Origin of the sequence: Stenotrophomonas sp. NLF4-10 (assembly GCF_022359915.1) — a bacterium.
Taxonomy (GTDB): domain Bacteria; phylum Pseudomonadota; class Gammaproteobacteria; order Xanthomonadales; family Xanthomonadaceae; genus Stenotrophomonas; species Stenotrophomonas daejeonensis.
The window spans coordinates 1,179,276-1,206,271 of sequence record NZ_JAKSEE010000003.1 but is presented as its reverse complement, the minus strand read 5'-3'; the positions used below and the strand labels follow the sequence as shown (position 1 = coordinate 1,206,271).

The window sequence follows — 26,996 nt, the reverse complement described above, 5'->3', positions numbered from 1 at the left end:
CTCAGCTTCCGCCATTTGCATCGGCGTGGTCGGCATCCTCGTCGAGGTCGTACCAGATCGGTACCCGCACCTTGCCGGCCACCGGCTTGCCGTCCTTCATTGCCGGGGTGAATTTCCACTGCTTCGCGGCGGCCACCGATGCGGCATCGAACACGCCCTGCGGCTGCGCGCTTTCCACCCGTACGTCGGTGGGCGTGCCATCGGCAGCGACCTCCACGACCAGCACCACCTTGCCGGTGATGCCGTTCTGGTAGGCCTCGCGCGGATAGGACGGCGGCGGCATGCGGTCGACCACAGGAATCTGCGCCGGGGTTCCGGCGAATTCGGGCTCGACCGAAATCCTCCCTTTGTCGGGCACCGCACTCCCTGCATCCTGCGCCACGGCTTCCATCGGCTTGGCCGGCTGCGCCGCCCAGGCCGCATAGCCCACCATCGACGACAGGCCTGCCGACAACAACACCATCGCCAACCACTGCTTTTTCCCTGGAACCGGACGCTTCAACATGGCAATACGCTCCTTCAACGGGTGGTGGTCCTGCCAGTGGCAACCCACCGGCAGGGGAGATTCCGCCAGCCCGGTCTTGAGCATGGCGTTGGCATAACTGCGGCGTGCGCCATCGCCCCGGGCGATCACGCGCTCGTCGCAGGAAAGCTCCTGGTCCTCGCGGCAGCGGCGCAACGCCAGCGGCAGCAGCGGGTTGAACCAGTACAGGCACTGCAGCAGCGCCAGCAGCGCATTGATGGCGATGTCGCCGCGGCGCAGGTGCACCCGTTCGTGCAGCAGCACCAGTTGCCGCTCGCGGTCGCTGTAGCGCTGTTCGAAGCCGGCCGGCAGCACGATCCGCGGCCGCCACAGGCCGACCACCGCCGGCAAGCCCGCGGTGCTCCGCGCCTGCCACAGGCCGTCGCCGCGGCGCTGCAACCGGCCGAGCCCGCGCACGAAACGACGCTGCTGGCGCAGCAGCCAGAGGGCGACCGACGCTGCGCCAAGCAGCCAGAACGCCCCCAGCAGCAGCGGCCACGGCAGCATCCGCGCACCCGGTTGCAAGGCCAACACGTCGGCCTGCATCAGGTTGCCGACCGCCGCCATCGCCACTGCCTCGACGCGGGGCGCCGGCAACAGCACCGCCACCAGCGCCACCGGCACCGCCAACCACAGCAGGTAGGCGGCACTGGCGCCCAGCCAGCGCCGCACCGGTACGCGCAGCGCCAGCACCAGCGCCATCGCCGCGCTGCTGGCCAGCGTGGTTTCCAGCAGCAGGCGCAGGACGTCAGCGTTCATCGTCGAGCTCCTCCAGCAGCCTGCGCAGTTCGGCCACGTCGTCGCGGCTCAATTTCCGGTGCTGGCTGAAGTGCGCCACCAGCGGCGCGACGCGGCCGTCGAACAGGCGTTCGAGCAGGCTGCTGCTTTCCTCCAGCACCCAGTCCTCGCGTGCGACCTGCGGCGAGTACAGGTAGCGCCGCCCATCCTTCTCCGCGCTGATCGCGCCCTTGTTGAGCAGGCGGTTGAGCAGGGTCTTGATGGTCGGCTCGGCCCAGTCGCGCCCGGCCAGCGCGGCGACCACTTCATCGGCCGCAAGCGGATGGTTGCGCCACAACACCTCCATCACCACGGCTTCGGCAGCACTGATCTGGATCATCGTTTACGTCCGTAATTTTTATTGATTACACGGGTAAACGGAACGTCTGTCAAGCACCTGATCCCGGCTTCATGGCCGCCATGCTGCAATGCCCGCTCCCGTGCACATCACTGCGCCATGCCCCACCACCTGACCGATACCGACGCCGCCGTCGACTGGCTGCTGCAACGCATCGACGGCCCGCTGCGCATCGCCGCGCCGCTGGCGCTGGGCAAGCCACACCGGTTGCTCAATGCGCTGTACGCGCGGCTCGAACATGACGCCACCCGACCGTTGCAGCTCTACACCGCGCTGTCGCTCAACCCACCGCTTGCCACCGGCGACGGCCTGCAGGCGTGCTTCATGCGGCCGTTCATCACGCGCCACTTCGGCGCGGACTTCCCGCGCCTGGCCTATGCCGATGCGATGGCGCGCGACGCATTGCCCGCGCACGTGCAGGTGGAGGAGTTCTACATGCAGTCCGGCGCCCTGCTCGGCTCATCGCAGGCGCAACGCTGCTACACCAGCCTCAACTACACCCACGCCGCCGACGCGGTGGCACAGCGCGCACCGCAGGCCATCGTGCAGAAGGTGGCCCGCCGCGAGGGCAGCACGCGGCTGTCGTTGTCGTGCAACAACGACATCACCCAGGACACGCTCGACGCGATCGCCGCGCGTGGCCTGCCGCGCCCGCTGCTGGTCGCCGAGGTCGATCCCGAACTGCCCTGGCTGGGCGGCACGGCGACGGTGGATGAAACGTTCTTCGATGCCGTGGTGACGCCGCCGGGGCCGCATCCCCGGCTGTTCGGGCTGCCGCGGCAGCCGGTGGCCGACGCCGACTACGCCATCGGCCTGTACGCCAGCACGCTGGTGCGCGACGGCGGCACCCTGCAGATCGGCATCGGCACGCTGGCCGACGCGCTCAGCCATGCGCTGGTGCTGCGGCACACCGACAACGCCCGCTACCGCCGGATCATCGACGCACTCGACCCGCGGCTGGCGGACAGCCCGCTGGTGCGCGACATCGGCGGGCTGGAGCCGTTCGCGACCGGGCTGTATGGCTGCTGCGAGATGCTCAACGAAGGCTTCCGCATGCTGGTCCAGAGCGGCGTCATCCGCCGCAAGGTGCACCACGATCCGGCGCTGATGCAGCGCCTGGCCGACGGCGGCGCCAGCGGCGAGGACCATGCAAGGCTCGACGCCGAGGGCGAATACCTGCACGGCGCGTTCTACCTCGGCTCACCGGAGTTCTACGACTGGCTGCGGCACCTGCCCGGGGACGAATGCCGCGCCATCGGCATGCGCCGCATCAGCGAGATCAACAAGCTCCACGGCGACGAAACGCTGCGGCGGCTGCAACGCCGACAGGCGCGCTTCTTCAACTCCTGCATGATGGCCACCGCGCTCGGCGCGGCGGTGTCCGATGCGCTGGACGACGGCCGCGTGGTATCCGGCGTCGGCGGCCAGTACAACTTCGTGGCGATGGCGCACGCGCTGGCGGACGCGCGCGGCGTGCTGATGTTCCGCGCACTGCGCGAGGACGGCGCCGCCACGCAGTCCAACGTGCGCTGGAACTATGGCCACACCACCATCCCGCGCCACCTGCGCGACATCTACATCGACGAATACGGCATCGCCGACCTGCGCGGGCGGACCGACGAGGACTGCGTGATCGCCATGACCGGCATCGCCGATGCCGCGTTCCAGCGGCCCCTGCTGCAACAGGCACGCGCCACGGGCAAGCTGGCGCGCGATTTCCAGCCTCCCGTGCACTGGCAGCGCAATCGCGCCGACGACCTCGCCGCCCGGCTGGCGCCGTTCCGCCGCGACGGCAGCCTGCCCGACTATCCGCTGGGCAGCGATTTCACCGCCATCGAGCAGGACCTGCTGCGCGCCCTGACCTGGCTGCAACGAAATACCCGCACCCGCGGCGGGAAACTGCGCACGGTGGTCGCCGCGCTGCGCCACCCCGCAAGCGATGGCGATGCCGACCACCTGCTGCGCATGGGGCTGGAGCAACCGGGGACGTTTGGTGGGCGCTTGAATGCAAGACTGCTGCGACTGGCGCTGGCACGCACCGCGAAGCCTTGAGGCGTTGCCGCCGGGACAGGCCGACGGGGCGGGGTTTGCGCCCGCCTGCGGTGTCAGAAAATCTCGGCCACGCAACAGCGCAGCGACCCGCCGGCCGCCTCGATGGCATCCAGTTCCACGCCTTCGGCCACGAAACCCGCCGCCGCCAGCGCCTGCAGGCTTGCGTCGGAAAGCGCATCGCGCGCCTGCCGGCTCATCCACACCCGCTGCGCCGACAAGGCGATGGCATTGCCGGCGAAGGCGGCCTGTTCGGCCGCCGAAAGCCGGATCAGGTGCGGGCCGTACAGCGCTTCCAGCACCGCCTCCACCCGCGCCGGTTCGGCGAACCCGTCCGCGCAGGACAGCGCCGCGCGCCCGACCAGCAACGCCAACAGCACGTTGGTGTGGTACTCGCCGGCAGCCAGGTCGAACAACCAGGTGGCGCGCAATCCCAGCGCGCGGTGCATCAAGGCCGCACCGGCCTCGTCGCAGCGTTCGGACAGACCGCAGAAGCCCAGTCCGCGCGCCCGGTCGATGACCAGCGCACCGGTCAGTTCACACGGATGCTCCTGTGTGGACAGGTCGATTTCGCCATAGCCCAGCACCTTGGCGAAGAACCCGCGGATGTCCCCGCGCGTGGCCTCGCGCCGGCGCACCGGGTGGCGCATGCGGCCCACCACCAGCCGTTGCGGCGCGGTGGCGAACACGTTGTTGGGGAACACGCCATCGGGCATGCCGGGGTGGCCGGGGAAGCACACCACCGGCACGTCCGCCGACAACGCCGCCTGCAACTGGCGGTGCTGGTGCAGCGCGCGGGTGCGGTCGAAGCCGTCCGGCGCGGCCATGTAGCGGTTGTCCCCGGCCGATTCGGCGGCATGGGCGAAACCGTCGGGCGCGACCAGGAACGCCGCCTTGGCCGTGGCCGGGCCGAAGTCCGGCGCGCACCGGCGTGCGGCGTCGAGGAACGCGGCGGCATCGCGGGTGATCATTCCGGCGCCCTCCTCCCGGTCACCGGGTTGCATCACGCGGCCTTGCTGCCGGGCGCCGCCGCGGTGGCGGTCATGTAGCCGAACAGGTTCTTGGGGTCGGCCATGTCCGGGATCAGGCCGGCATCGCGGCCCATGCCCAGCTCGCGGGCGTAGTCGCGCATCAGTCGCAGCGAGGCGTAGTCCTCCAGCGCGAAGCCGACCGAATCGAACAGCGTCACCTCGGCGGCGTCGCGGCGGCCGGCCGCTTCGCCGGCCAGCACCCGCCACAGTTCGCACACCTGGAACCCGGACGGCATCTGCTGCAGTTCGCCCTCGATCCGGCTCTGCGGCTCGAACTCGACGAACACGCTGGCCCGCTCCAGCACCGCGGCCTCCAGCTCGGTCTTGCCCGGGCAGTCGCCGCCCACGGCATTGAGGTGCATGCCCGGGGCGATCATGTCGGCGCTGATGATGGTGGCGTTGGTCTTGTCGGCGGTGGCGGTGGTGACGATGTCCGCACCCGCGGCCGCCTCGGCCGCGCCGGCGCAACGCACCACGCGCAGCGCCGGCGCCGACAGCGCCAGGTTGGCGGCCAGCTTTTCGGTGGCGGCCGGATCGACGTCGAACAAGCGCACCTCCTCGATGCCCAGCAGGTGGTGGAAGGCGTTGGCCTGGAACTCGCTCTGCGCGCCGTTGCCGACCAGCGCCATCACTTTGGATTCGGCCCGCGCCAGCAGGCGCGCGGCCATCACCGAGGTGGCCGCGGTGCGGATCGCGGTGGTCAGGGTCAGTTCGCTGACCACCGCCGGGTAGCCGGTGGCCACGTCGGCCAGCACGCCGAAGGCAACCACGGTGGACAGGCCCTTGGCCGGATTGCCGGGGTGGCCGTTGACGTATTTGAAGCTGTATTCGCGGTCGTCGCAGATCGGCATCAGCTCGATCACGCCCACCGGCGAGTGCGAGGCCAGACGCGGGGTCTTTTCGAAGGCCTGCCAGCGGCGGTAGTCGGCTTCGAGGTAGTCCACCATCCGCGACAGCACCGCCGGCAAGCCGTGGACGGCGACGATGCGGGCGATGTCGGTGGTGGTCAGCAGGGTGGTGGCGGTCATGGAAGGCTCCTGGCAATGGGCGGCAACCGCCCCGATGCCCCATTCTGCCGACGGCAACGGCAAGGCGATATGGCACTATTGCCGGCGAATCGCCATCCTGCTGCCATAACGCCACCTATTCCTGCCACTTTGCCAATGGACGACCTCGACCATCGCCTGATCGCCAAGCTGCGCCATGACGCACGCACCCCGCTGGCCGAGCTGGCCAAGCAGTTGCAGGTATCGCGCGGCACGGTCGGCAACCGCCTGGCCCGGCTCGAACGCGAGGGCATCATTTCCGGCTATACCGTACGCCTGCGCCCGGACAGCACCCCGGACGACATCCGCGCCTGGGCCTGCATCGCGGTGGAGGGCAACCAGCATGCGGTGATCCGCGCCCTGCTCGGCGAGCCGGGCGTGGCCGAGCTGCACGACACCAACGGCCGCTGGGACCTGCTCGCCGGCCTGCAGGTGGCCTCGCTGGCGGAGCTGTCGAACGTGCTCGAACGCATCCGCGGCATTCCCGGCATCACCGCCACCGAGACCAGCGTGCACCTGAAGACGCTGCGCGGCTGACGGCCGCGGGAGTCCCTTCGTGGATGCGGGGCTTGCCCCGCATGAAGCTTTGCCGGGAACGCCCCATGCGGGGCAAGCCCCGCATCTACAGGACGTCCCCGGTGGACCGTGAAGCAAATGAAAAAGGCCGGGGACAACCCCGGCCTTTCTCGTTCGCTCGAAACCCGCGGCCGTTACCTGCCGACCTGCGCCTTCGCCGCGGCCACCACCGCCTCGGTGGTGATGCCGAAGTGCGGGTACAGCTTGTCGGCCGGAGCCGAGGCGCCGAAGCTGTCCAGGCCGATCACGGCACCGTCCAGGCCGACGTAGGCACGCCAGAAGCCGGTGACGCCGGCCTCCACCGCCACGCGGGCACGGACTGCGTTCGGCAGCACCGATTCGCGGTAGACCGCGTCCTGGCGCTCGAACACATCGGTGCACGGCATCGACACCACGCGGGCCTTGATCCCGGCCGCGTCCAGCTCGGCCTTGGCGGCCACGGCCAGCGCCACTTCCGAGCCGGTGCCGATCAGGATCACGTCCGGCGTACCGGCCGAATCGGCCAGCACGTAGCCGCCACGCTCGATCTGCTTGACCTGCTCGGCGCTGCGCGGCTGCGGCGCCAGGCTCTGGCGGCTGAACACCAGGCAGCTCGGGCCATCCTTGCGCAGGATCGCCGCCTTCCAGCTCACCGCCGACTCGGCCGCATCGCAGGGGCGCCACACGTCGTTGTTGGGGATGTAGCGCAGCGAGGACACGTGCTCGACCGGCTGGTGGGTCGGGCCGTCTTCGCCCAGGCCGATCGAGTCGTGGGTGAACACGTGGATGACATGCGCCGGGATCAGCGCGCTCATGCGCAACGCGTTGCGGGCATAGTCGCTGAACACCAGGAAGGTGGCGTCGAACGGCAGGAAGCCGCCATGCAGGGCCAGGCCGTTGGCGATCGCGCTCATGCCGAACTCGCGCACGCCGTAGTGCACGTAGTTGGCGTCCGGGTCGTCGCCGACCACGGTCTTGCTCGCCTTCCACAGGGTCAGGTTGGAACCGGCCAGGTCGGCCGAGCCGCCGATGATTTCCGGCAGCAGCGGCGCGAAGGCGCCGATCGCGTTCTGCGAGGCCTTGCGCGAGGCGATGTTCGGCGCCTCGGCCTGCACCTGGGCGATGTAGGCGTCGGCCCGGGCGACGAAGCCGGCCGGCAGCTCGCCGTGCGAGCGGCGGGTCAGCTCGGCGGCTTCGGCCGGGAACTGCGCGGCGTACTTGTCGAACAGCTGCTCCCACTCGGCCTGGCGCAGGGTGCCGGTGCCGCCGGCGCGCCAGCCGGCGTAGATCTCTTCCGGAATCTCGAACGGGCCGTATTCCCAGCCCAGCGCCTTGCGGGTGGCTTCCAGCTCGTCCTTGCCCAGCGGCGCGCCGTGGCTGGATTCCTGCCCGGCCTTGTTCGGCGAGCCAAAACCAATCGTGGTCTTGCAGCAGATCAGGGTCGGCTTGTCGAACTGCGACAGCGCCGCGTCGATGGCCGCCTTGATGCTGGCCGGGTCGTGGCCGTCGACGCCGCGCACCACGTTCCAGCCATAGGCCTCGAAGCGCGCCGGGGTGTCGTCGGTGAACCAGCCTTCCACTTCGCCGTCGATGGAGATGTTGTTGTCGTCCCAGAAGCACACCAGCTTGCCCAGGCCCCAGGTGCCGGCCAGCGAGGCGGCTTCGTGCGAGATGCCTTCCATCAGGCAGCCGTCGCCCATGAACACCCAGGTGCGGTGGTCGACGACTTCGAACTCGGGGCGGTTGTAGCGCTGCGCCAGCAGCTTCTCGGCCAGCGCGAAACCGACGGCGTTGGCCAGGCCCTGGCCGAGCGGGCCGGTGGTGGTTTCCACGCCGGGAGTCTCATGGTGCTCCGGGTGGCCGGCGGTCTTGCTGCCGAGCTGGCGGAACTGCTTGAGCTGCTCGATCGGCAGGTCGTAGCCGCTCAGGTGCAGCAGCGCATACTGCAGCATCGAGCCGTGGCCGTTGGACAGCACGAAGCGGTCGCGGTTGAACCACTTCGGGTTGTTCGGGTTGTGGCGGAGGTAGTCGTTCCAGAGCACTTCGGCGATGTCGGCCATGCCCATCGGCATGCCGGGGTGGCCGGAGTTGGCGGCCTGCACGGCATCGGCGGCGAGGAAACGGATGGCGTTCGCCAACTGGCGGCGGGTGGGCTGCGTCATGATTTCGTCGGGTAGGGAGGCTCCCGCGGAGCTGCGGGCCGCCCATTGTCCCACATGGGACGCGGGCGGGTCAGGCCATGACCCGCCCGGCACCGCAGGTTTCCGTAGGTGCCGGGCATGCCCGGCACGGGCTTCGTCGGGAGAGCCCCATGCGGGGCAAGCCCCGCATCCACGACCGTGCGAGTCCGCCGCCGGTTACTCCTCGCCTTCGCCGCGCGCGACCAGCGCGGTCAGGGCCAGGTCGCCGGTGACGTTGAGTGCGGTGCGGCACATGTCCAGGAAGTGGTTGACGCCGAGGATCAGGCCGATGCCGACCGGGTTGACCCCGACCATGGCGCAGATCAGCGCCACCACCGGCAGCGAGCCGGACGGCACGCCGGCGGTGCCGATGCCGCCGAGGATGCACACCACCATCACCATGAACTGCTGGCCGATGCTCAGGTCCACGCCGAAGAACTGCGCCAGGAAGCTCACCGTCACCCCCTCGAACAACGCGGTGCCGTTCTGGTTGGCGGTGGCGCCCACGGTCAGCACGAAGCGCGAGACCTTGCGCGGGAAACCCATCTGGTCGGCCACCCGCAGCGCGGTGGGCAGGGTGGCGTTGGACGAGGCGGTGGAGAACGCCATCAGCGTGGCTTCCTGGGTGTCGCGGAAGAAGCCCCGCGGCGAGCGCCCGGCCAGCCTCACCGCCAGCCCGTAGCTGACGAACATGTGCAGCGCCAGCGCCAGCACCACCACGCCGACGTAGGCGCCGAGCTTGACCAGCAGGCTGAAGCCGAAGATCGCCGCCAGGTTGAACATGAAGCAGGCCACCGCGTACGGCGCCAGGCGGATGACCAGGTTGATCAGGGTCATCGAGATCTCGAACAGGCCCTCGATGCCACGGCGCAGGGTTTCCACCTTGTCCGCCGGCGACAGCACCATGCCGACGCCGAACATCAGCGCGAAGAACATCAGCGACAGGATCATGCCGTTGTCCGAGGCCGCGTGCATGACGTTGGACGGCACGATCGACAGCAGCATGTCCATGCCCCTGGGCTGGTCGCCGATGCCGGCCACGATCTCCTTGCTGCGCTCGGCGTTGTCGGCCAGCAGCTGCGCGGCGGTGCCCGGGTCCACGCCGGCGCCGGGCTTGAGCAGGTTGACCAGCAGCAGGCCGATCAGCACCGCCACGCCCGACAGCACCACGGTGAAGGCCAGCGACTTCCAGCCGATGCGGCCCAGCGAGCGGATGTCGCCCATCTCCGACACGCCCATCACCAGCGCCGAGAAGATCAGCGGCACGATCAGCATGAAGATCAGGTTGAGGAACAGCCCCGAAACCGGGTTGGTCAGGTAGGTGGTGACAAGGTGCACCCAGTCCGCGCCGGGGCTGGCCATGTGCACGATCAGGCCGAACAGCAGGCCGATGCCGAAGCCGATGCCGATCTTCCAGTGGAACGGCATGCCAGCCGAGGTCGTCGCTGCGTTGGTCATGCGGGTACTTCCTTTGCAGAGAAGCGGCGAAGCTTAGCAGAGGGGTTTCCGGCCCCACCCTGCCATCGGTTCATGCCCTCCGGGCCGCCATCGGCCCGCGCCGCAGACGGTTGCCGCCCCGGCCAGGCGGCGGGCGGGCAGCCGCAGGCCGCGGCCCGGTTACCGGTCCCCCGGATACAGGGGCGCCAGCACCGGTGCTTCCGGCGCGGCGGCGCCGCGCCAGCGCGGCCCGCCGCGGAACGCTTCGCGCAACCGTTCGCGCACCTGCGCCAGGTCGTCCCCGCCGCCCCAGCGGGCGCGCTGCATGCGCTCCAGCGCCTGCCGCTGGGCCGGGTCATCGAGGCGGGCGATTACCTCGTCCACGCTGCCGACCCCGCCCATCCCGACAAGGATGTGGGCGACCTCGTCCAGCGCGCCGACGTCCAGCACGCGGCGCAGGTCGGCCAGTGCATGGCGCCCCCCGGGTACCGGTGCGGTTCCCCTGCCGGCCGGCACCGCGGCCGGGCGCCGCCGCGACAGACCCCACAGCAGCGTGGCCAGCCACAGCAGGGCGAAGCCGGCGGCCAGGCCCGGCCACAGCCACGACGGCCGCGCCGGCACGGCCACCGCCACGGCATCGCCACCGGCCACCGGCGTCGCAACCGGGGGGTGCGCCAGCGGCGGCGCGGCGACTGCACTGCCCGGTGCCACCTGCAGCTCCAGCGCCGGCAGGCTGGCCACGCGCTCCTGCCCGGCGGTCACGTCCCACCAGCGCAGGCGGATGCCAGGCACGGCCAGCGCCCCCGGCTGGCGCGGCACGATGGCGTAGCGCCGGGTCAGCGTCAGCTGCGGGCTGGCGCCGTCGAAACGTTCGTCGTACTGCACCGGCTCGGCGAACACCTGCGCCGCATCGCCCAGCGACGGCACCGGCAGGTCCGGGAACTGCGCGCGCGTGGCGCCCACCGCGCGCGCTTCCACCTCCAGCGTCAGCGCCTCGCCGGCCCGCGTCGCCTGCGGCTGGGTCAGGTAACGCAGCTGCAGCTCCTTCAAGGGCAGCCACGGTTGCGGCGCCGCGGCCGGCAGCGGCCGGACCTGCAGGACCTGGTCCGGCGCGCGGGCGCTGAGCCGGCCGTTGTCACGGCCGAAGAAATCGCCGAACAGGCCGCCCACGCCACGGCCACTGAAGCGGGCACCGGCCAGCTGCAGCGGCCCGCTGCGCTCGGGCACCAGCAGGAAACGGCGCTCGACCACGTTGTAGCGGCGCCCGCCGACCTCGCGCACGAAGCTGCGGTCGTTGCCAACGCGCTGCAACGACGCGTTGGCCGGCGTATCCAGGTCCAGCTCGCCGGAAGCCAGCTGCGCGGCGTAGTACAACCGCACCACCACGCCCACGCTCTGCTGCACGTAGGGATGGGGGTCGTCCACCTCGGTTTCGACGAAGGCCGGCGCATTGCCGTCGCGCCCGGCCACCGGCGCGTCCTGCACCGTCAACCGCAACGGGGCGGTGACCTGCGCACCCACGCGCAATGCCGGCACCGCCAGCACGCCGCCGCGGCGCGGGGTGAGGACGACGCCGAACAGGGCGATGTTGCCGACGCGGCCATTGGCCATGCGCACCTGCCGCCCGCTGCTGCGCTCGCCGAGGATGAAATCGGCCTGCAACGGCGCGTAGTCCGGCTCCGCGCCGGGCTGGTCGGTTTCGATGTTCAGGGTGACACTGTCGCCCGCGTCGATCGCGTCGCGGTCCAGCCACGCGCGCGGTTGCGCCAGCGCGGTACCCGCGCACAGCAGCAGCCATGCCAGCAGCAGGTAGCGCGCGCCGGTGCGCATGTCGTGCCCGTTCATCGTCCTTCCCGCCTGCGTCGTTCGTGTTCGAGCTGGAATTTCGCCTTCAGCAGCGCGCCCGGCTCGTCGGGCACGCGCTGCATCCATGCTTCCACCGCCTGCCGCCGCTCGCGTTCCTGCGGGTCCATCGCCGCCTGCGCGGCGCGGGCGTCGGCCGGCGCGTTTTCGCCTTCGCGCACCTGCTGCTGGCGCATTGCTTCGGCCATGCGCTGGCGCTGGGCCTGGTCGGCCTGCTGCTGTTTGCCGGGGTCTTCGGTTTGCGGTGGCTCCGCCGGTGACGGTTGGCCGCTGTCCGAGGTGGGCTGGCCATTGCGGCCCTTGTCCTGCGCGTCCGGGTTTTGCGGTTTGTCCTGCTGGCCCGATTGCGGCTGGCCTTGCGGTGGCTGCCGGTCATCCTGCCGCGATGGATCGCCCTTGCCCTGCGAATCCTTGCCCGGTTGCGGCCTGGACGGGTCCTGCTGTCCGCCGCCCTGCTTGCCATCGGGTTGCTGCCGGCGCTTGCGCGCGGCATCGACCATCGCGCGGTTGGCCAGCGCGTCGGCCATGCCCGGTTGCAACCGCAGCGCATGGTCGTAGGCGGCAATCGCTTCGTCGTACTGCCCCTGCTGCGCCAGTGCATTACCGAGGTTGTACCAGCCCTGGTCGCTGTCGATGCCTTCGAAACGACGCTGCGCGGCGGCGAAATCGCCATTGCGGTATGCCGCCACGCCCGCGTCCAGTTGCCGGTGTTCGCGCTGGTCGGCGCGTTGCCACCAGCCGCCCTTTTCCACGGCCTGCACCGGCAGCGCCAATGGCAGGGACAGGCACAGCAGCAGCGCCGCCGCGCCGCGCGTGGGCCGGCGGAAGGCGAGCAGCGCCAGCAGCATCAGCGGCGGCAGCAGCCAGTAGCCTGCGTCCTGCCAACTGCGGCCGGTATTTTCATCGCGGCGCTGGTCGTTGCCGCTGCGCGCCTGCAATACGCCCAGCGCACGCAGGTCGGCATCGTCGGCGGTGATGCGCGCATAGTCGCCGCCGCCGGCGGTTGCCAGTGCGCGCAGCGAGGCTTCGTCCAGCCGGGCCTGTTCGATGCGGCCATCGCGGCGGCGGTAGGCCGTGCCCTGCGGCGTGCCCAGCCCGATCACCGAAACCCGGTGGCCGGCGGCGCGGATGCGCAACGCCTCGGCACTGGCGGCGGCATCGGCCCGGTCGCTCAGCAGCAGGATGTCGCCATCGTGCGCGCCGGCCTGTTGCAGCAGGCCGGCAGCCCACGCCAGCGCCCTGCCCGCGTGCTGGCCGTCGGCCGGCATGATCTCCGGCGCCAGCGCGTCCAGGAACAATGCGACATTGCCGGCATCGTCGGTGAGCGGGGCCACGGTGAATGGGTCGCCGGCATAGACGACCAAAGCAACCTCCCCGCCCTTGCGTTCGTGCAGCAGCGTGGCCAGCTTGGCGCGCGCCTGCAGCAGCCGCGAGGGCGGCAGGTCGGTGGCGCTGCTGCGGCTGGACAGGTCCAGCACGATCACCAGTGGCGTCCGCGTTTCCCACAGCGGCTGTTCGATTTGCCGCCAGCTCGGCCCGGCCAACGCCAGCACGGCCAGCAGCACGCCGGCGAGCAGCGCCAGCGCGCCACCGACGTGACGACCGCGGCCGCCCTCCAGCAGGTGCGCGAGCAGGTGGGGGTCGACCGCCGCCTGCCAATCGGCGCGACGCCGCTGCCGGTACACGCCGGCGATCACCGCCGCCGGCAACAGCAGCAAGGCCCACAGCCAGTGCGGGCGCAGGAAATGCAGGGAATCGAACAGGGTCATCGCCGCGGCCCCGGCCAGATCAGCGCGGCGACGCCCAGCAACAATGCCGCCGCCAGCGGCCACGGGTAGCGCTCCAGCCACGGCCGCAGCGCGGGGCCGGCGCTCTTCACCGGCTCCAGTCGGTCCAGCTCGGCATAGATGCCGGCCAACTCGTCGGTATTGCGCGCGCGGAAGAAGCGGCCGCCGGTTTCCCTGGCGATGCGCGCCAGCGTGTCCTCGTCGATCGGGTCCTTGCTGCCGGGCAACGTCATGCCGAACAGCGAGAGCCCGCCGCTGCCGCCGAAAGCGATGGTGTGCACGCGCACGCCCTCGGCCTTGGCCAGCTCGGCGGCCTTCAGCGGTTCCAGCACGCCAGCGGTGTTGACGCCGTCGGTAAGCAGGATCAGCACGCGCTGGCCTTCGGGCTGCTCGCGCAGGCGCTTGACCGCCAATCCGATGGCGTCGCCCAGCGCAGTCTCGCGCCCGGCCAGGCCGACCACGCTGTCGCGCAGCTGCTCGCGCACGCTGGCGCGGTCGGCGGTGAGCGGCGTCAACGCATAGGCGTGCTGGCCGAACACCAGCAGGCCGATGCGGTCGCCTTCGCGGCGTTCGAGGAAATCGGCCAGCACCGCCTTGGCGGCGGTGAGGCGGTCCACCACCCGCCCACCCAGTTGCATGTCGGCCTCGCTCATGCTGCCGGACAGGTCCACGGCCAACATCATCTGCCGCGCCTGCCGCGGCGGTTCCACCGGCTCACCCGCCTGCTGCGGGCGCGCGGCCGCCGCGCACAGGGCGATCCATGCCAGCCACGACAACAGCAGGCGCAGCGAAGGCCCGCGGCGCACCGTCATCTCCACCTGCAGGCGCTCCGGCTCCCAAGGCACCCGCAGCGCCGGTACGCGGCGTGCCGACAGCGGCCACCAGCGCATCAACAATGGCAACGGCAATGCCAGCCACATCCACGGCCAGGCGAAGGTCGGCAGCAGGCCCGACAGCAATTCGCGCGCAGCGTCCATCAACGCCGCGCCTCCATCAGTGCGAGGAAGCGGATGCGTGCCAGTGCGCACAGCCGCGTTGCCTGCCCCGCCTCCACGTCGCGACGATAACCGCCATCGAGCAGCAGGCGGCCGTCGCCTTCGCTGAAGGCGTGGCCTTGCCTGCCGTCGAGGAAACGCAGCCATTGCTCACCTTGCAGGTGCACCGCACGCGGTGCGGAACGGCGCGCGGCACGGCGCAACAGCTCCGAAGCGGCGGCAATCCGCGCGACAGGCGTGTCTGCGGCGGCCAAGGCCGTATCGAACAATGCCAACCAACGCTGGCGGCGGCGCCGACGCCGCCCCCGCAGCCATGCCAGCAGCAGCAACGCCACGGCAATGGCTGCGGCCAGCAGCCACCAACCCGGCGCCGGCGGCCACCAATCCGGCGCAGCGGGCAGGTGCACGTCCCGCAGCGGCAACGGCGCGCTCACCGGCCTCCCCGTTGCACGCCGGCCGCCAGCCATGCATCGCTGGGGTCGTCGCTGGACAGCACCTGCACCTGGATGCGCCGGCCCGGCAGGCTGCCGCACAGCGCCTCGATCGGCGCGACGAAGGCAGCATCCCAGGCTTCACGCGCCGGCGTGCTGGCAAGGTCCAGCTGCATCCGCCCATGCGGCGTGGACAGCGGCAGCACGCAGTCCGGCGGCTCCAGTTCCAGCGGGTCGACCAGCAGCAACAGGCGCACGTCCACGTGCATCGACAACGCCGACCAGACGGCCGGCGCGACGGCCAGCGCACTGGCCGGGTCGGCCAGCACCAGCGCACGCGCGCCCGGGTGCAGCAAGCGTGCGGCCTGCTCCAGTGCGGCCTGCAACCCACTACTACCGCCGGCCGGCGGCGGTGAGCAGTACCAGCGCGCCAGCGCATCGAGCACGCGTAGGACCCCGCGCGTTCCGCCTGCCGGCGGTACCAGCCCGCCCTGCCCGCCATCGCGCAATGCCGCCACCCGGTCGCCATCGCGCAATGCCGACCACGCCGCCACCGCTCCGGCGCGCGCGGCCTGCACCGACTTGAAACGCACGCGGGTACCGAAGTACAGCGCCGGCGCGGTATCGGCCACGATCAGGCTGACCCGCTCGCGCTCGCTCTGGAAGGTCTTGGTGTGGGTGAAACCGGTGCGGGCACTGAGTTTCCAGTCGATATGCCGGGCATCGTCGCCAGCCACGTACTCGCGCGACTCGGCGTACTCCATGCCACGCCCGCGCTGGACCGCCGCGGCACGACCGACCGCCCCGCGACGGCCACGCCGTGGATCGATGCCGCGCGACGCCAGTCGCCGCAGTGCGATCAGTTCGGGCAATCCGGGGACAAGGCCATCGGAAGCAGGAATCGACGAGCCGGGAGCGGGGAATGAAGCGTCGCCACGAACGGGCGGCCCACCGGGTACGGCTATTTCCCGTTCCCCATTCCCCGTTCCCCGCTTCATCACGGCAACGGCACGCAATCGAGCAGCGCGGCGACCAGGCGTTCGCCATCCCAACCTTCGGCGGCCGCTTCGTAACTGGGCAGCACGCGGTGACGCAGTACGTCCGGTGCCACCGCGCGCACGTCGTCCGGCGTCACGTAATCACGCCCGGCCAGCCAGGCCTTCGCCCGCGCACAGCGTTCCAGCGCGATGGAGCCGCGCGGGCTTGCGCCCCAGGCGATGCGCCGCGCCAGCGCAGGGTCATGCGCGCCAGCATCGCGCGAAGCCAGCACCAGTTCGACCAGATAGCGCTCCAGCTGCGGTGCCACGTGCAGTTCCAGCACTGCGCGCCGCGCCTGTTCGACCTGTTGCAGCGACAGCTTCCGCAGCACCGCGGGGCGGGCGTCCATCGCCTGCAGGGCGCGCTCACGGGCCAGACGCAGGATCTCGACTTCGGCGCCGGCATCGGGATAGCCGATGCGCACGTGCATCAGGAAGCGGTCCAGTTGTGCCTCAGGCAGCGGGAAGGTGCCTTCCTGCTCGATCGGGTTCTGCGTCGCCATCACCAGGAACACCGGCGGCAACGGGTAGGTGGTGCGCCCGACCGTCACCTGCCGCTCGCCCATCGCCTCCAGCAACGCCGACTGCACCTTGGCCGGGGCACGGTTGATCTCGTCGGCCAGCAGGATCGGGTGAAACACCGGCCCCGGCTGGAATTCGAAACGGCCTTCCTGCGGCCGCCAGATGTCCGTGCCGGTAAGGTCGGCCGGCAACAGGTCCGGGGTGAACTGGATGCGCGCGAAACCGGCATCGATGCGGGTGGCCAGCTCGCGGATCGCGGTGGTCTTGGCAAGGCCGGGCGCGCCTTCGACCAGCAGGTGGCCATCGGCCAGCAACGCGATCAGCAGGCGTTCGACCAGCAGCGACTGGCCAACGATTTCGGTGGCGAGCGCGTCACGCAGGGCAATGAAATCGCCGTGCAATCCGTTTCCGGCAGCCGGCTGTTCCGGCGGAGTGGGAGGCAGGTTCATGGCCGCAGTTTGACCGATCCATCGTGAAATGGTTCACCGCTGGCGCGGGCAACGAAAAGGGCCGCCTCGCGGCGGCCCTTTCCAGACACCCTGTGGCCCGGCTCAGTTCGGCTTGGCCACGCGCAGGATCTTCGGCGTCACGAACACCAGCAATTCGGCCTTGTCCTTGCTGCGGCCGCGCTTCTTGAACAGGTTGCCGAGGAACGGGATGTCGCCCAGGAACGGTACCTTGCTCACGCTGCTGCGATCGCTGAATTCATAGACGCCGCCGATCACCACGGTCTGGCCATCGTCAACCAGCACCGCGGTATTGACCTCACGGCGGTTGATGACCGGTACCGTACCGTAGTCGGTCACTTCGAGCATCTGATCGACCTCATCCTTCTTCACGTTCATGTTCAGGAAGACACGGTTGTCCTGGGTGATGGTCGGGGTGACCTTCAGCTCCAGCACCACTTCCTTGAACTGCACGTTGGCGGTGGCCGCACCACCGGCGCCGCCGCCACCGGAAATGGTGACGTAGCCGATTTCCTTGCCCTGCTTGATCACGCCCTCGCGCTGGTTGGCGGTGACGATGCGGGGGTTGGAAACCACCTCGCCACGTCCCTCTTCCTGCATCGCCGACAGCTCCACGTCCAGCGAGAAACCGCCACGCAGCAGGGTGTAGGCGATCGCGCCGGGCGTGCCCGAGGTGAAGGTGCCGGCCGGCAGGTTCACGTTGAGCCCGCGGTCGGTAACGGTGTTGCCATTGGTGCCGAGGGTGCCGCCATAGGCATCACCCCTGCCGGTGCTCGGGTTCATGTTGTTGACGTTGACGCCGAACCTGGCGCCCAGGTCACGCGCGAAGGTATCGGTGGCGATGACGATGCGGCCCTCGATCAGGACCTGGTCCACCGGACGGTCGATCACCGCGATCAGCTCGCGCATCTGCGCGACCTTCTTCGGGATGTCGCTGATCATCAACGTGTTGGTGCGTTCGTCGGCCACGATCATGCCGCGCGAGGACAGGAAGCCGTTCTCGCGCTGGCCACCACCGCCACCCGAACCACCGCCGCTGTTGCCGATGCCCTTGGCCTCGGTCAGTGCCTTGAAGATCGCATCGGCGTTGTGGTAATTGATCTGGATGTAGTCGGTGACCAGGTTCTCTCGCTCCTCGAGCGCGATGCGCGCGTCCTCCTTGTCCTGCTCGAACTTGGCCAGCTCCGCCTGCGGCGCCACCCAGATCACGCCGCCGTCGCGGCGCTTGTCCAGGCCCTTGGCGCGCAGCACGATGTCCAGCGCCTGGTCCCACGGCACGTTGACCAGGCGCAGGGTCACGCTGCCCTGCACGGTGTCCGAAGCCACCAGGTTCAGTCCCGATTCCTCGGCGACCAACTGCAGCACCGTGCGCACCGGCACGTCCTGGAAGTTGAACGTCACCGGCTTGCCGCTGTAGCCGCGCGCGGCTACCGCCGCGGCGGCCTGCGCCACGGTCTTGGCGGTCACCGAACCGGTAGCCGATGCTTCCTGTCGTGGCGCGATCTCCACCACGTACTCGTTGCCGGTCTGGTAGGCCAGCGACTCGAACGCACCCTGCGTGCTGAGCACCAGCTGCGAGCCATGCCCGGAGGGCCGGGCATCGATGCGCTGCACCGGCGTGGCGAAATCCACCACGTTGAGCGGGCGCTGCAACTCGGCCGGCAGGGTCGCGTTGCCGACATCGACCACGACGTCGTTGCCCTGCGTGCGCAGGTCGGGGCTCGCGCCCTGCCCGTCGAACTGCAGGATCAGGCGGCCGGCGCCGTCGTCACCGCGCTTGAAGTCGACCTTGGTGACCGCCACCGTCGCCGCCGGCTGCACCGCAGCGTCGGGGACGGTATCGGCCGCGAAGGCCATGAACGGAGAGCCGCAGGCCAGTGCCAGCGCAACTCCCAGTGCGCGGGCATGGACCATCGCTTGGCGCCGGGCGGGACGCAGGCTCAGGGCTTTGGAAAAAGTCATCGTGCTATCCCCTAATCAATCAACGATCGTCCAGTGCCAGCGAGGCCGGGCGCTCCAGCCAGCCGCCAGCACCGTCCGACACCAGTTCAATCAGCTCAATGCCGTCTTCACGCACGGCGGTGATACGGCCATCGCTCTGCCCCAGGTACACCCCCGGGCGGACGCGGTAGGTCACCTTGTCCGGCCCCATTACCAGCGCGACCATGCCCGCTCCCTTGCCGATGGTGCCGACCATGTCCAGGCTGTCGAGCGGGAAGGCTTCCAGCGGCTCCTTGCGTCGGTTGGGATCCGGGCGCAAGCCGCTTCCCCCGTCCGGATTGACCCAAGCATCGCTGAACGGATCGCGCAGCCCCTGCGCCGAGTATTCGAACGTCTCGAACTGCTGCATCACCGGCAGCGGCTCCAGCGGCTCGGCCGGCCGTGCACGCACGTCGGCCATCCACTTTTCCAGGTTGGGCGCATCGCCCGGCGTGCTGCTGATGCCGCGCGTGCAGCCGGTCGCTACCAGCAGCAGCGCAAGAACGCCGCATGCATTGCGAAGGGAACGTGTCATCGCTTGCCCCCCTTCTTGCGCGCGGCCTCTTCGGTAGCGGCCTGCTTTTCCTGCTCTTCCAGCTCGGTATCGTCAAGATAGCGGTAGGTCTTGACCGTGCCGGACAGCTCCAGCGCGCCACTGCGCGCGGAAATGCTGCCCTTCCCGCCCTTGGGCTTCAGGTTGATGTCGTGCATGGTCAGGATCACCACTCGCGGCAGCGAAGCCACGCCGCTGACGAACGCCCCGAACTGGTGGTAGCTGCCCACCAGACGCAGGGCGATCGGCTTCTCGGCGTAGAACTCCTTGGGCACTTCCGCGCCGGGCTGGAACAGCTCGTTGTTGAGCCCGCTGGACAATGCGGTCTGCGACACGTCGATGATCAGGTCCGGCATCTCGGTCTTGCTGGGCAGCTGCCGCAGCATCTGCTGCAACACCTGTTCCATCTGTGCCAGCTGCTGCTTCAACGGGTCCAGGTTGACCGCGCGCTTCTGTTCCTTTTCGAACTCCTGGCGCAGGGTGACTTCACGCTGCTCCAGTCCCTCCAGTTCCTCGGTCATGCCGCGCACGACGAGCAGGTAGGAAAGAACGACGATCAGCAGCGCCAGCAGTACGCAGAACACCAGCTTCGCCTGCTTCGGCCAGTTGCCGATGTTGTTGAAGTCCAGGTCCTTGAGGTTGGTTTTCTTCTGGCTCACGAGCGGGCCTCCTTCTGCGCCGCGGCGGCGGGCGTGGCCGGTTCCTGCGGCTCACCCGCGGCCGGTGTGGCAGCGGCCGGCGCCTCCGCCTCGCTTGCCGGTGCCGCAGCCGGTGTAGCCGCATCGGCGGACTCCGGCTCGACCTCCGCCGCAGCGACCTGATTTTCACCCGGCGCCGGCAGCTTCACCCGCAGCACGAACACGTAGGGCAGCGACTTGATGTCCACCCCGCTGCCGGAGGATTCCTGTGCCTTGGCCTCGATGACCGACAACTCCGGGTTGGTCATCCAGCCCGAGCCTTCAAGGTTGCGCATGTAGGTACTGATCCGGGCGTTGGACTGGGTGCGTCCTTCCAGGGTCAACAGGTCGCCTTCCTGCTTGAGCGAGGTCAGCACCACGCCATCCGGGATGGTCCGCACCAGCGAGTCGAACAGGTGCACCATCTGCGAGCGCTTGCCCTGCAGCTCCTCGATCACCTTCTTGCGATCGAGCAGGCGCTTCTTCTGGATGTCCAGCCGGTCGATTTCCTTGTTCTGCTCCTTGACCTTGGCGATCTCGGCCTGGAGGTAGCCGTTGCGCTCGTTCTGGCCGCTGATCTGCTGGCTGTAGTAGAACCACAGCAGCAGCGACAGCACCACGCCGGCCACCGCGGCCAGGCCGAGCATCGAATAGAACTCGCGCTGCCGCTGTTTGCGCCGCTCGGCGCGCCACGGCAATAGATTGATCCGTGCCATCAGTCGAACCCCCGCATGGCCAGCCCGGTGGCGATCATCAGTGCCGGTGCGTCCTGGGCCAACGCGTGGGCCTGCACCTTCTGGCCCAGCGTCATCTGCGCCAGCGGGTTGGCCACCGAAGTGGCCACGCCCAGCTGCTCCTCCACCATCGCCGGCAGGCCCGGCAGCGAGGCACAGCCGCCGGCCAGCACGATGTGGTCGACGCGGTTGAATTCGCTGCCTGCGTAGAAGAACTGCAACAGGCGGCCGATCTGCTGCACCGTGGCCTCCTTGAACGGCTCCAGCACCTCGACCTCGTAGCTCTCCGGCAACCCGCCCTGGCGCTTGGCCAGGCCGGCCTCCTCGTAGCTCAGGCCGTAGCGGCGCATGACCTCGTCGGTGAGCTGCTTGCCGCCGAACACCTGTTCGCGGCTGTACAGGCTGCGCCCGCCGCGCAGCACGCTGAGCGTGGTCATGCTCGCGCCGATGTCGACCAGCGCGACGACGCCGTCGCTGGCCACCGGCAGTTCGCTGGCCACCAGCGCGAAGGCGTTCTCGATGGCGAACGCTTCCACGTCCATTACCTTGGCCGTCAACCCGCCCAGCTCCAGCGCCGACTGGCGCAGCTCGACGTTCTCCGAGCGCGAGGCCGCCAGCAGCACCTGCACCATCTCCGGATTGTTCGGGACCGGCCCGAGCACCTCGAAGTCCAGGCTCACTTCGTCGATCGGATACGGGATGTAGTTCACCGCCTCCAGTTCGACCTGGGCCTCCATGTCGTTCTCGTCCAGCTCGGCCGGCATCGGGATCACCTTGGTGATCACCGCCGAACCGGCCACGGCCGCGGCGGCACTCTTGGCCTTGCTGCCCGAACGCGCCACCGCGCGCCGGATCGCCTCGCCAACCGCCTCGACCTCGACGATGTTCTTTTCCACCACCGCATTGGGCGGCAATGGTTCCACCGCGTAGTGTTCCACGCGGAAACGGTTACCGCTGCGGGAAAGCTGAAGCAGCTTCACCGCAGTCGAACTGATGTCGACACCGATGATCGGTGTCTGACTTTTTGGGATAAGCCCCACGGTTTCTCCCCTGCCGACGGGCACTTGGACGCTAGTGTTGCGTCCGCGCATTAATAATGAATTTGTGGCGGTTGGCAACTCCTCTGCGTGCAGGCCGAGAAATCCGTCACGCCAGCAGAGCCGCTTCCCACCGATTTGTCCCCTGGGAGCGCCCCCAGCCGCTCCCGGACATAATCTATACTCTGCGGCCACGAAATCCGCAATCTGGACCTCGCTTGATGCCACGTTTCCGCCGCTGGCTGCGCTGGCTGCTGGCCCTCTCCGTCGCCCTGGCCCTGGTGGGCGCGATTGCCGCAGGCGCCCTTTATTACGTCGTTTCCTCGAAATTGCCGGACGTGCACGCGCTGCGCGAGGTGGAGCTGCAGGAGCCTATGTACGTCCACGCCCGCGACGGCCGGCTGATGGCGGTGTTCGGCGAAACCCGCCGCTACCCGGTGCAGATCAAGGACGTGCCGCTGCGCCTGAAGCAGGCCTTCCTGGCCACCGAGGACGCCAATTTCTACGAACACGGCGGCGTGGACTACAAGGGCGTGGCCCGCGCGATCTGGCTGATCGCCAAGACCGGCTCCAAGGATGGGGTGCCCGGCGGCTCGACCATCACCCAGCAGGTGGCCCGCCAGTTCTTCCTCAGCAACGAGGTCAGCTACACCCGCAAGCTGGCCGAAATGCTGCTGGCGCGCAAGATCGAGAGCGAACTGAGCAAGGACGAGATCTTCGAGCTGTACCTGAACAAGAGTTTCTTCGGCAACCGCGCCTATGGCATCGGCGCCGCCGCCGAGTACTACTACGGCAAGAAGCTGGCGGAGCTGGAGCTGGACGAGATGGCCTCGCTGGCCGGCATCCCCAAGTTCCCATCCAGCGGCAACCCGATCAGCAACCCCGAACGCGCGCGCCAGCGCCGCGACAACTACGTGCTGCAGCGCATGGCCGAGCTGGGCTTCGTCAGCCAGGCCGAGGCCGATACCGCCAAGGCGGTGCCGATGCACGCCGCGCCGCACGAACCGCCGGTGGAGGTCCACGCCCCGTACGTGGCCGAGATGGTGCGCCAGGAGATGATCGCCAGGTACGGCGGCGACGTGCTCAACAAGGGCTATCACGTCACCACCACCATCGACGGGCAGATGCAGGACGCGGCCACGGCCGCGGTGCATGCCGGCCTGATCCAGTACGACCATCGCCACGGCTGGCATGGCGCCGAGCAGCATTTCGACGTCGATGCCGGCGACGATGCCGCGGCACTGGCGCGGCGCATTGCCAGCATCCCGGCCCAGTCCGGCCTGTTGCCGGCCATTGTCGCTGCCGCCAATGCCGACGGCAGCCTGGCCGTGGTGCTGGCCGACCGCACCGAGCTGGTGCTGGCGGCAGCTTCCAGCCGCTGGACCTCGCGGGCGCCGGCCAAGCTGGCCGTGCGCGGCGACCTGATCCGGGTGCGCGCCGGCGACAAGGAAGGCGAGTGGCTGATCGACCAGATCCCGCGCGGGCAGGCCGCGCTGGTGTCGCTCGACGCCGACAGCGGCGCGCTGCGGGCGCTGGTCGGTGGCTTCAGCTTCGCCGGCAACAAGTTCAACCGCGCCACCCAGGCACGGCGCCAGCCCGGCTCCAGCTTCAAGCCGTTCCTGTACGCGGCCGCGTTCGACAAGGGCTTCAACCCGGCCTCGATCGTGCTCGATGCGCCGGTGGTGTTCCGCGACCGCCGCGGCAAAACCTGGCAGCCGCAGAACGACGGCGGCGGCTTCCGCGGCCCGATGCGCCTGCGCGAGGCGCTGGTGCAGTCGCGCAACCTGGTGTCGGTGCGCCTGCTGGACAGCATCGGCGTGGATTTCGCGCGCAAGTACATCAGCGAATTCGGCTTTCAGGAGGCCGAGTTGCCGCCGAACCTGTCGATGTCGCTGGGCACCGCCTCGCTGACGCCGCTGTCGGTGGCGCGCGGCTACGCCACCTTCGCCAACGGCGGCTCGCGTGTGGATACCTGGGTGATCGACGAGGTCAGGGACCGCGACGGCATCGTGCTGTTCAAGGAAAACCCGGCACTGGCCTGCCGTGGTTGCGGCGGCGTCGCCCCGGGCGCCGCGCCGGCCAGCCAGGTGGTGGACGGCTTCAATTTCGGCTCCGCGGCCCGGCCCGTGGCACCAAAGGAGGTTGCCGGAGCGGAAGCCGAGGCACCGGCGGCCACGCCGGTGAACCCCGATGCCCGCACCGCGCCACGCGCGATCGACGAGCGCACCGCCTACCAGTTGGTGTCGATGATGCGCGACGTGGTCCGGCGCGGCACCGGCGCCGCGGCCCGGGTACTGGGGCGCGAGGACGTGGGTGGCAAGACCGGCTCTACCAACGACCACCGCGACGCCTGGTTCTCCGGCTTCGGCGGGCCGCTGGCCACCACCGTGTGGGTCGGCCGCGACGATTTCCGCTCGCTGGGCTACCGCGAATATGGCGGCCGCGCGGCATTGCCGATCTGGATCGACTACATGCGCGTGGCGCTGAAGGATGCCCCCGTCGCCCGCAACGACCCGCCGTCGGGCATGGTCGAGGCCAGCGTCAACGGCGCCACCGAATGGATCAAGGTCGAGGACCTGGACCGCCTGCAGGAATTCGACTTCGACCAGAACGAACAGGCCGACGACGCCGCGTTCGACATCTTCTGACGAGGTTCCCACCGGGGCGGGCATCCGTGCGCGCCCCGGCACCGGCCTGCGGCCGGCTCATGCACTGACGGAGGCAGCCCGATGCCCCACCCCGGCCAGCAGGTACAACGCGGTGAGCGCGAGCGCCAGCGGATCGCCCAGGAAGCGGCCCGGCTGGTCCGTGAGAACGGCATCCACGACCTCGACCATGCGCGGCGCAAGGCTGCCCTGCGGCTGGGCATCCACGACGAATCGCGGTGGCCGCGGCAGGCGCAGGTGGAAGCCGCGCTGCGCGAGCAGCAGCGATTGTTCGATGTCGGCTCGCAACCCGAAGCACTGCACCTGCGCCGCGAATCGGCGCTGCAGGCCATGCGCTTCCTGCATGCCTTCAAACCGCGCCTGACCGGCGCGGTACTGGCCGGGACCGCCGACGCCAACAGCCCTGTGGTCCTGCACCTGCACTGCGACGATGCCGACGCGGTGCAACGCTTCCTGCACGAGCAGCGCATCCCCGCCGAAGCCCGCACCCGCGGCATGCGGATCGACGCGCATGCGTCGCCGCAACGCGTTCCGGCCTGGGAGTTCGCCGCCGACGGCATCGCCTTCGAACTGGTGGTGCTGCCCGAGGACGCGTTGCGCAACCCGCCGCTGTCCGCCGAAGACGGCAAGCCGCTGCCGCGCGCGGGCCTGGCGCAAGTACAAAGCCTGATGCATACAGAACAACCGTAGGAGCAACGCAAGTCGCGACCGGGGCCTTCCCCGTGGAGCCTTGGTCGCGACTTGCGTCGCTCCTGCAGTGGCCATCCCTGCTCCGGAAACGACAAGGCCCCGCAATGCGGGGCCTTGTCGGAAAGCAGCCGTCGCCGCGATTACCTGGCGTAATCGCGCACGTCGTGGCCGGTGTAGACCTGGCGCGGACGGCCGATCTTCATTTCCGGGTCGACCTGCTGCTCCAGCCAGTGCGACACCCAGCCGGCGGTGCGGCCGAGGGCGAACATGACGGTGAACATCTCGGTCGGGATCTGCAGCGCCTTGTAGATGATGCCGCTGTAGAAATCGACGTTCGGGTACAGCTTGCGGGCGACGAAGTAATCGTCTTCCAGCGCGGCCTTCTCCAGCTTCACCGCCACGTCCAGCAACGGGTCGGTGACGCCCAGCTGGCCCAGCACCTGCCGGGTCATCTCGCCGATGACCTTGGCGCGCGGGTCGAAGTTCTTGTAGACGCGGTGGCCGAAGCCCATCAGGCGGAAGCCCGAGGTCTTGTCCTTGGCCTTGAGCACGGCGGACTCGACGTTGTCGGCGCTGCCGATCTCTTCGAGCATCTTCAGCACCGCCTCGTTGGCGCCGCCGTGGGCCGGGCCCCACAGCGCGGTGACGCCGGCGGCGACCGAGGCATACGGGTTGGCGCCGGTGGAACCGACCAGGCGCACGGTCGAGGTCGAGGCGTTCTGCTCGTGGTCGGCATGCAGGATGAACAGCAGGTCCAGCGCCTTGACCACGTCCTTGTTCAGCTCGTACTTGCCGTCGGCCGACTCGAAGGTCTGCTTCAGGAAGCGGCTGACATAGTCCAGCGAGGTGTCCGGGGTGTTGGCCGGCAGGCCCTTGCCGTGGCGGTAGATCAGCGCCGACAGGGTCGGCACCTTGGCGATCAGGCGCACCGCGGCCTTGCGGCGCTGCTCGGCGTCGGCCAGGTCCAGCGAGGCGTGGTACGTGGCCGACAGCTGCGCGATCGAGGCAGCCAGGATCGCCATCGGATGCGCATCCTTGGCGAAGCTGCCGATCAGCGTGTTGATCGATGCGTCGACGCCGGCTTCGGCGGTCAGTTCGGCTTCGAACGCCTTCAGCTGCTCGGCCGACGGCAGCTCGCCGTTGATCAGCAGGTAGGCCACTTCGACGAAGCTGGACTTCGCGGCCAGCTGCTCGATCGGGTAACCGCGGTACAGCAGCACGCCCTTGTCGCCATCGATGTAGGTGATGGCCGACTTGCAGCTGGCGGTGGCGGTGTAGCCGGAGTCGTAGGTGAAGAGACCGGTTTCCTTGGTCAGCTTCGAGATATCGATGCAGCCATTGCCCAGCACGGGTTTGACTACGGGCAGAACGACCGACGTGTCGCCGGCGTTGAGCGTGACCTGATCTAGATCGGACACAGTGCGCTCCTCAGTGGGGAAAGGCGCCCAACCCGACGAGGAATGACGGCATGGACGCGTGAACAGAGTCCGCGGCCTCGCCACGGATCAGGCCATTATCGCACAGCAGCATTTGTTGATCGCACAGACCAAAGTTCTATGGACCTGCGGATGCGGGACACTGCATCGCGAGCACGCGGGATG

22 protein-coding genes are annotated in these 26,996 nt (G+C 69.3%); 4 read left to right on the top strand and 18 right to left on the bottom strand.

What is annotated here, in order from left to right; translation table 11 throughout:
* Nucleotide 1: 1 nt before the first annotated feature.
* Both MIC98_RS05725 and MIC98_RS05720 read right to left on the bottom strand, forming a co-directional pair.
* Nucleotides 2-1,282 (bottom strand): TonB family protein, encoded by a 1,281-nt coding sequence (locus MIC98_RS05725; RefSeq protein ID WP_239736422.1) that lies wholly within the window; start codon nucleotides 1,280-1,282, stop codon nucleotides 2-4.
* Entirely contained in the window at nucleotides 1,272-1,640 is a 369-nt protein-coding gene (locus tag MIC98_RS05720) for a BlaI/MecI/CopY family transcriptional regulator (protein WP_057639959.1), read from the bottom strand. The genes MIC98_RS05725 and MIC98_RS05720 overlap by 11 nt, the downstream gene beginning before the upstream one ends.
* Nucleotides 1,641-1,757: 117 nt before the next feature.
* Here MIC98_RS05720 and MIC98_RS05715 point away from each other — a divergent pair, with 117 nt between their 5' ends.
* Nucleotides 1,758-3,710, top strand: coding sequence for an acetyl-CoA hydrolase/transferase C-terminal domain-containing protein (locus MIC98_RS05715; RefSeq protein ID WP_239736419.1), 1,953 nt, complete (start codon nucleotides 1,758-1,760; stop codon nucleotides 3,708-3,710).
* 53 nt (nucleotides 3,711-3,763) lie between these two features.
* On the opposite strand, the gene MIC98_RS05710 is transcribed toward MIC98_RS05715, so the two are convergent.
* Together MIC98_RS05710 and MIC98_RS05705 are read right to left on the bottom strand one after the other, a co-directional pair.
* The gene (locus MIC98_RS05710; protein ID WP_239736416.1) at nucleotides 3,764-4,678 is read right to left on the bottom strand and encodes an arginine deiminase-related protein; all 915 of its coding nucleotides are present in this window, start codon (nucleotides 4,676-4,678) and stop codon (nucleotides 3,764-3,766) included.
* Between the two features lie 32 nt (nucleotides 4,679-4,710).
* Complete coding sequence (locus MIC98_RS05705) at nucleotides 4,711-5,766, bottom strand: ornithine cyclodeaminase (protein WP_239736414.1); 1,056 nt, start codon at nucleotides 5,764-5,766, stop codon at nucleotides 4,711-4,713.
* 135 nt (nucleotides 5,767-5,901) lie between these two features.
* Between MIC98_RS05705 and MIC98_RS05700 the strand changes: the two genes are divergently transcribed.
* Entirely contained in the window at nucleotides 5,902-6,321 is a 420-nt protein-coding gene (locus MIC98_RS05700; protein WP_057640165.1) for an Lrp/AsnC family transcriptional regulator, read from the top strand.
* A 173-nt stretch (nucleotides 6,322-6,494) separates the two neighbouring features.
* Here MIC98_RS05700 and tkt read toward each other — a convergent pair whose 3' ends face one another.
* The 13 genes from tkt to MIC98_RS05635 form a co-directional block, all read right to left on the bottom strand.
* Complete coding sequence (gene tkt, locus MIC98_RS05695) at nucleotides 6,495-8,501, bottom strand: transketolase (protein ID WP_239736411.1); 2,007 nt, start codon at nucleotides 8,499-8,501, stop codon at nucleotides 6,495-6,497.
* A 195-nt stretch (nucleotides 8,502-8,696) separates the two neighbouring features.
* Entirely contained in the window at nucleotides 8,697-9,977 is a 1,281-nt protein-coding gene (locus MIC98_RS05690) for a dicarboxylate/amino acid:cation symporter (protein ID WP_239736409.1), read from the bottom strand.
* A gap of 159 nt (nucleotides 9,978-10,136) precedes the next feature.
* A complete protein-coding gene (locus MIC98_RS05685; protein WP_239738049.1) occupies nucleotides 10,137-11,786 on the bottom strand; it encodes a BatD family protein in 1,650 nt (549 codons plus the stop codon).
* Nucleotides 11,787-11,797: 11 nt separating this feature from the next.
* Complete coding sequence (locus MIC98_RS05680; RefSeq protein WP_239736407.1) at nucleotides 11,798-13,588, bottom strand: VWA domain-containing protein; 1,791 nt, start codon at nucleotides 13,586-13,588, stop codon at nucleotides 11,798-11,800.
* Nucleotides 13,585-14,583: a VWA domain-containing protein gene (locus tag MIC98_RS05675; RefSeq protein WP_239736404.1), complete on the bottom strand. Its 999-nt coding sequence runs from the start codon at nucleotides 14,581-14,583 to the stop codon at nucleotides 13,585-13,587. Before MIC98_RS05675 ends, MIC98_RS05680 begins: the two co-directional genes overlap by 4 nt.
* A complete protein-coding gene (locus MIC98_RS05670; RefSeq protein ID WP_239736401.1) occupies nucleotides 14,583-15,068 on the bottom strand; it encodes a DUF4381 domain-containing protein in 486 nt (161 codons plus the stop codon). Before MIC98_RS05670 ends, MIC98_RS05675 begins: the two co-directional genes overlap by 1 nt.
* Nucleotides 15,032-15,934 (bottom strand): DUF58 domain-containing protein, encoded by a 903-nt coding sequence (locus MIC98_RS05665; RefSeq protein WP_239738046.1) that lies wholly within the window; start codon nucleotides 15,932-15,934, stop codon nucleotides 15,032-15,034. Before MIC98_RS05665 ends, MIC98_RS05670 begins: the two co-directional genes overlap by 37 nt.
* A 95-nt stretch (nucleotides 15,935-16,029) precedes the next feature.
* The gene (locus MIC98_RS05660; protein WP_239736399.1) at nucleotides 16,030-17,040 is read right to left on the bottom strand and encodes a MoxR family ATPase; all 1,011 of its coding nucleotides are present in this window, start codon (nucleotides 17,038-17,040) and stop codon (nucleotides 16,030-16,032) included.
* A 102-nt stretch (nucleotides 17,041-17,142) separates the two neighbouring features.
* Nucleotides 17,143-19,020, bottom strand: a complete 1,878-nt coding sequence (locus MIC98_RS05655) for a type IV pilus secretin PilQ family protein (protein ID WP_239736397.1) — start codon at nucleotides 19,018-19,020, stop codon at nucleotides 17,143-17,145.
* Between the two features lie 19 nt (nucleotides 19,021-19,039).
* Nucleotides 19,040-19,573, bottom strand: coding sequence for a pilus assembly protein PilP (locus tag MIC98_RS05650; protein ID WP_239736394.1), 534 nt, complete (start codon nucleotides 19,571-19,573; stop codon nucleotides 19,040-19,042).
* Entirely contained in the window at nucleotides 19,570-20,250 is a 681-nt protein-coding gene (pilO, locus tag MIC98_RS05645; RefSeq protein WP_239736391.1) for a type 4a pilus biogenesis protein PilO, read from the bottom strand. Before pilO ends, MIC98_RS05650 begins: the two co-directional genes overlap by 4 nt.
* The gene (locus MIC98_RS05640; RefSeq protein WP_239736389.1) at nucleotides 20,247-20,984 is read right to left on the bottom strand and encodes a PilN domain-containing protein; all 738 of its coding nucleotides are present in this window, start codon (nucleotides 20,982-20,984) and stop codon (nucleotides 20,247-20,249) included. Before MIC98_RS05640 ends, pilO begins: the two co-directional genes overlap by 4 nt.
* The gene (locus tag MIC98_RS05635) at nucleotides 20,984-22,042 is read right to left on the bottom strand and encodes a pilus assembly protein PilM (RefSeq protein WP_057640170.1); all 1,059 of its coding nucleotides are present in this window, start codon (nucleotides 22,040-22,042) and stop codon (nucleotides 20,984-20,986) included. The genes MIC98_RS05640 and MIC98_RS05635 overlap by 1 nt, the downstream gene beginning before the upstream one ends.
* 218 nt (nucleotides 22,043-22,260) lie before the next feature.
* Between MIC98_RS05635 and MIC98_RS05630 the strand changes: the two genes are divergently transcribed.
* Together MIC98_RS05630 and MIC98_RS05625 are read left to right on the top strand one after the other, a co-directional pair.
* Nucleotides 22,261-24,687, top strand: a complete 2,427-nt coding sequence (locus MIC98_RS05630; RefSeq protein WP_239736387.1) for a penicillin-binding protein 1A — start codon at nucleotides 22,261-22,263, stop codon at nucleotides 24,685-24,687.
* A gap of 81 nt (nucleotides 24,688-24,768) precedes the next feature.
* Nucleotides 24,769-25,395, top strand: coding sequence for a hypothetical protein (locus tag MIC98_RS05625; protein ID WP_239736385.1), 627 nt, complete (start codon nucleotides 24,769-24,771; stop codon nucleotides 25,393-25,395).
* 140 nt (nucleotides 25,396-25,535) lie between these two features.
* Here the strand turns inward: MIC98_RS05625 and MIC98_RS05620 are convergent, their stop codons facing one another.
* On the bottom strand, nucleotides 25,536-26,813 hold the full coding sequence (locus MIC98_RS05620; RefSeq protein ID WP_057640150.1) for a citrate synthase: 1,278 nt from the start codon (nucleotides 26,811-26,813) through the stop codon (nucleotides 25,536-25,538).
* Nucleotides 26,814-26,996: the final 183 nt, after the last annotated feature.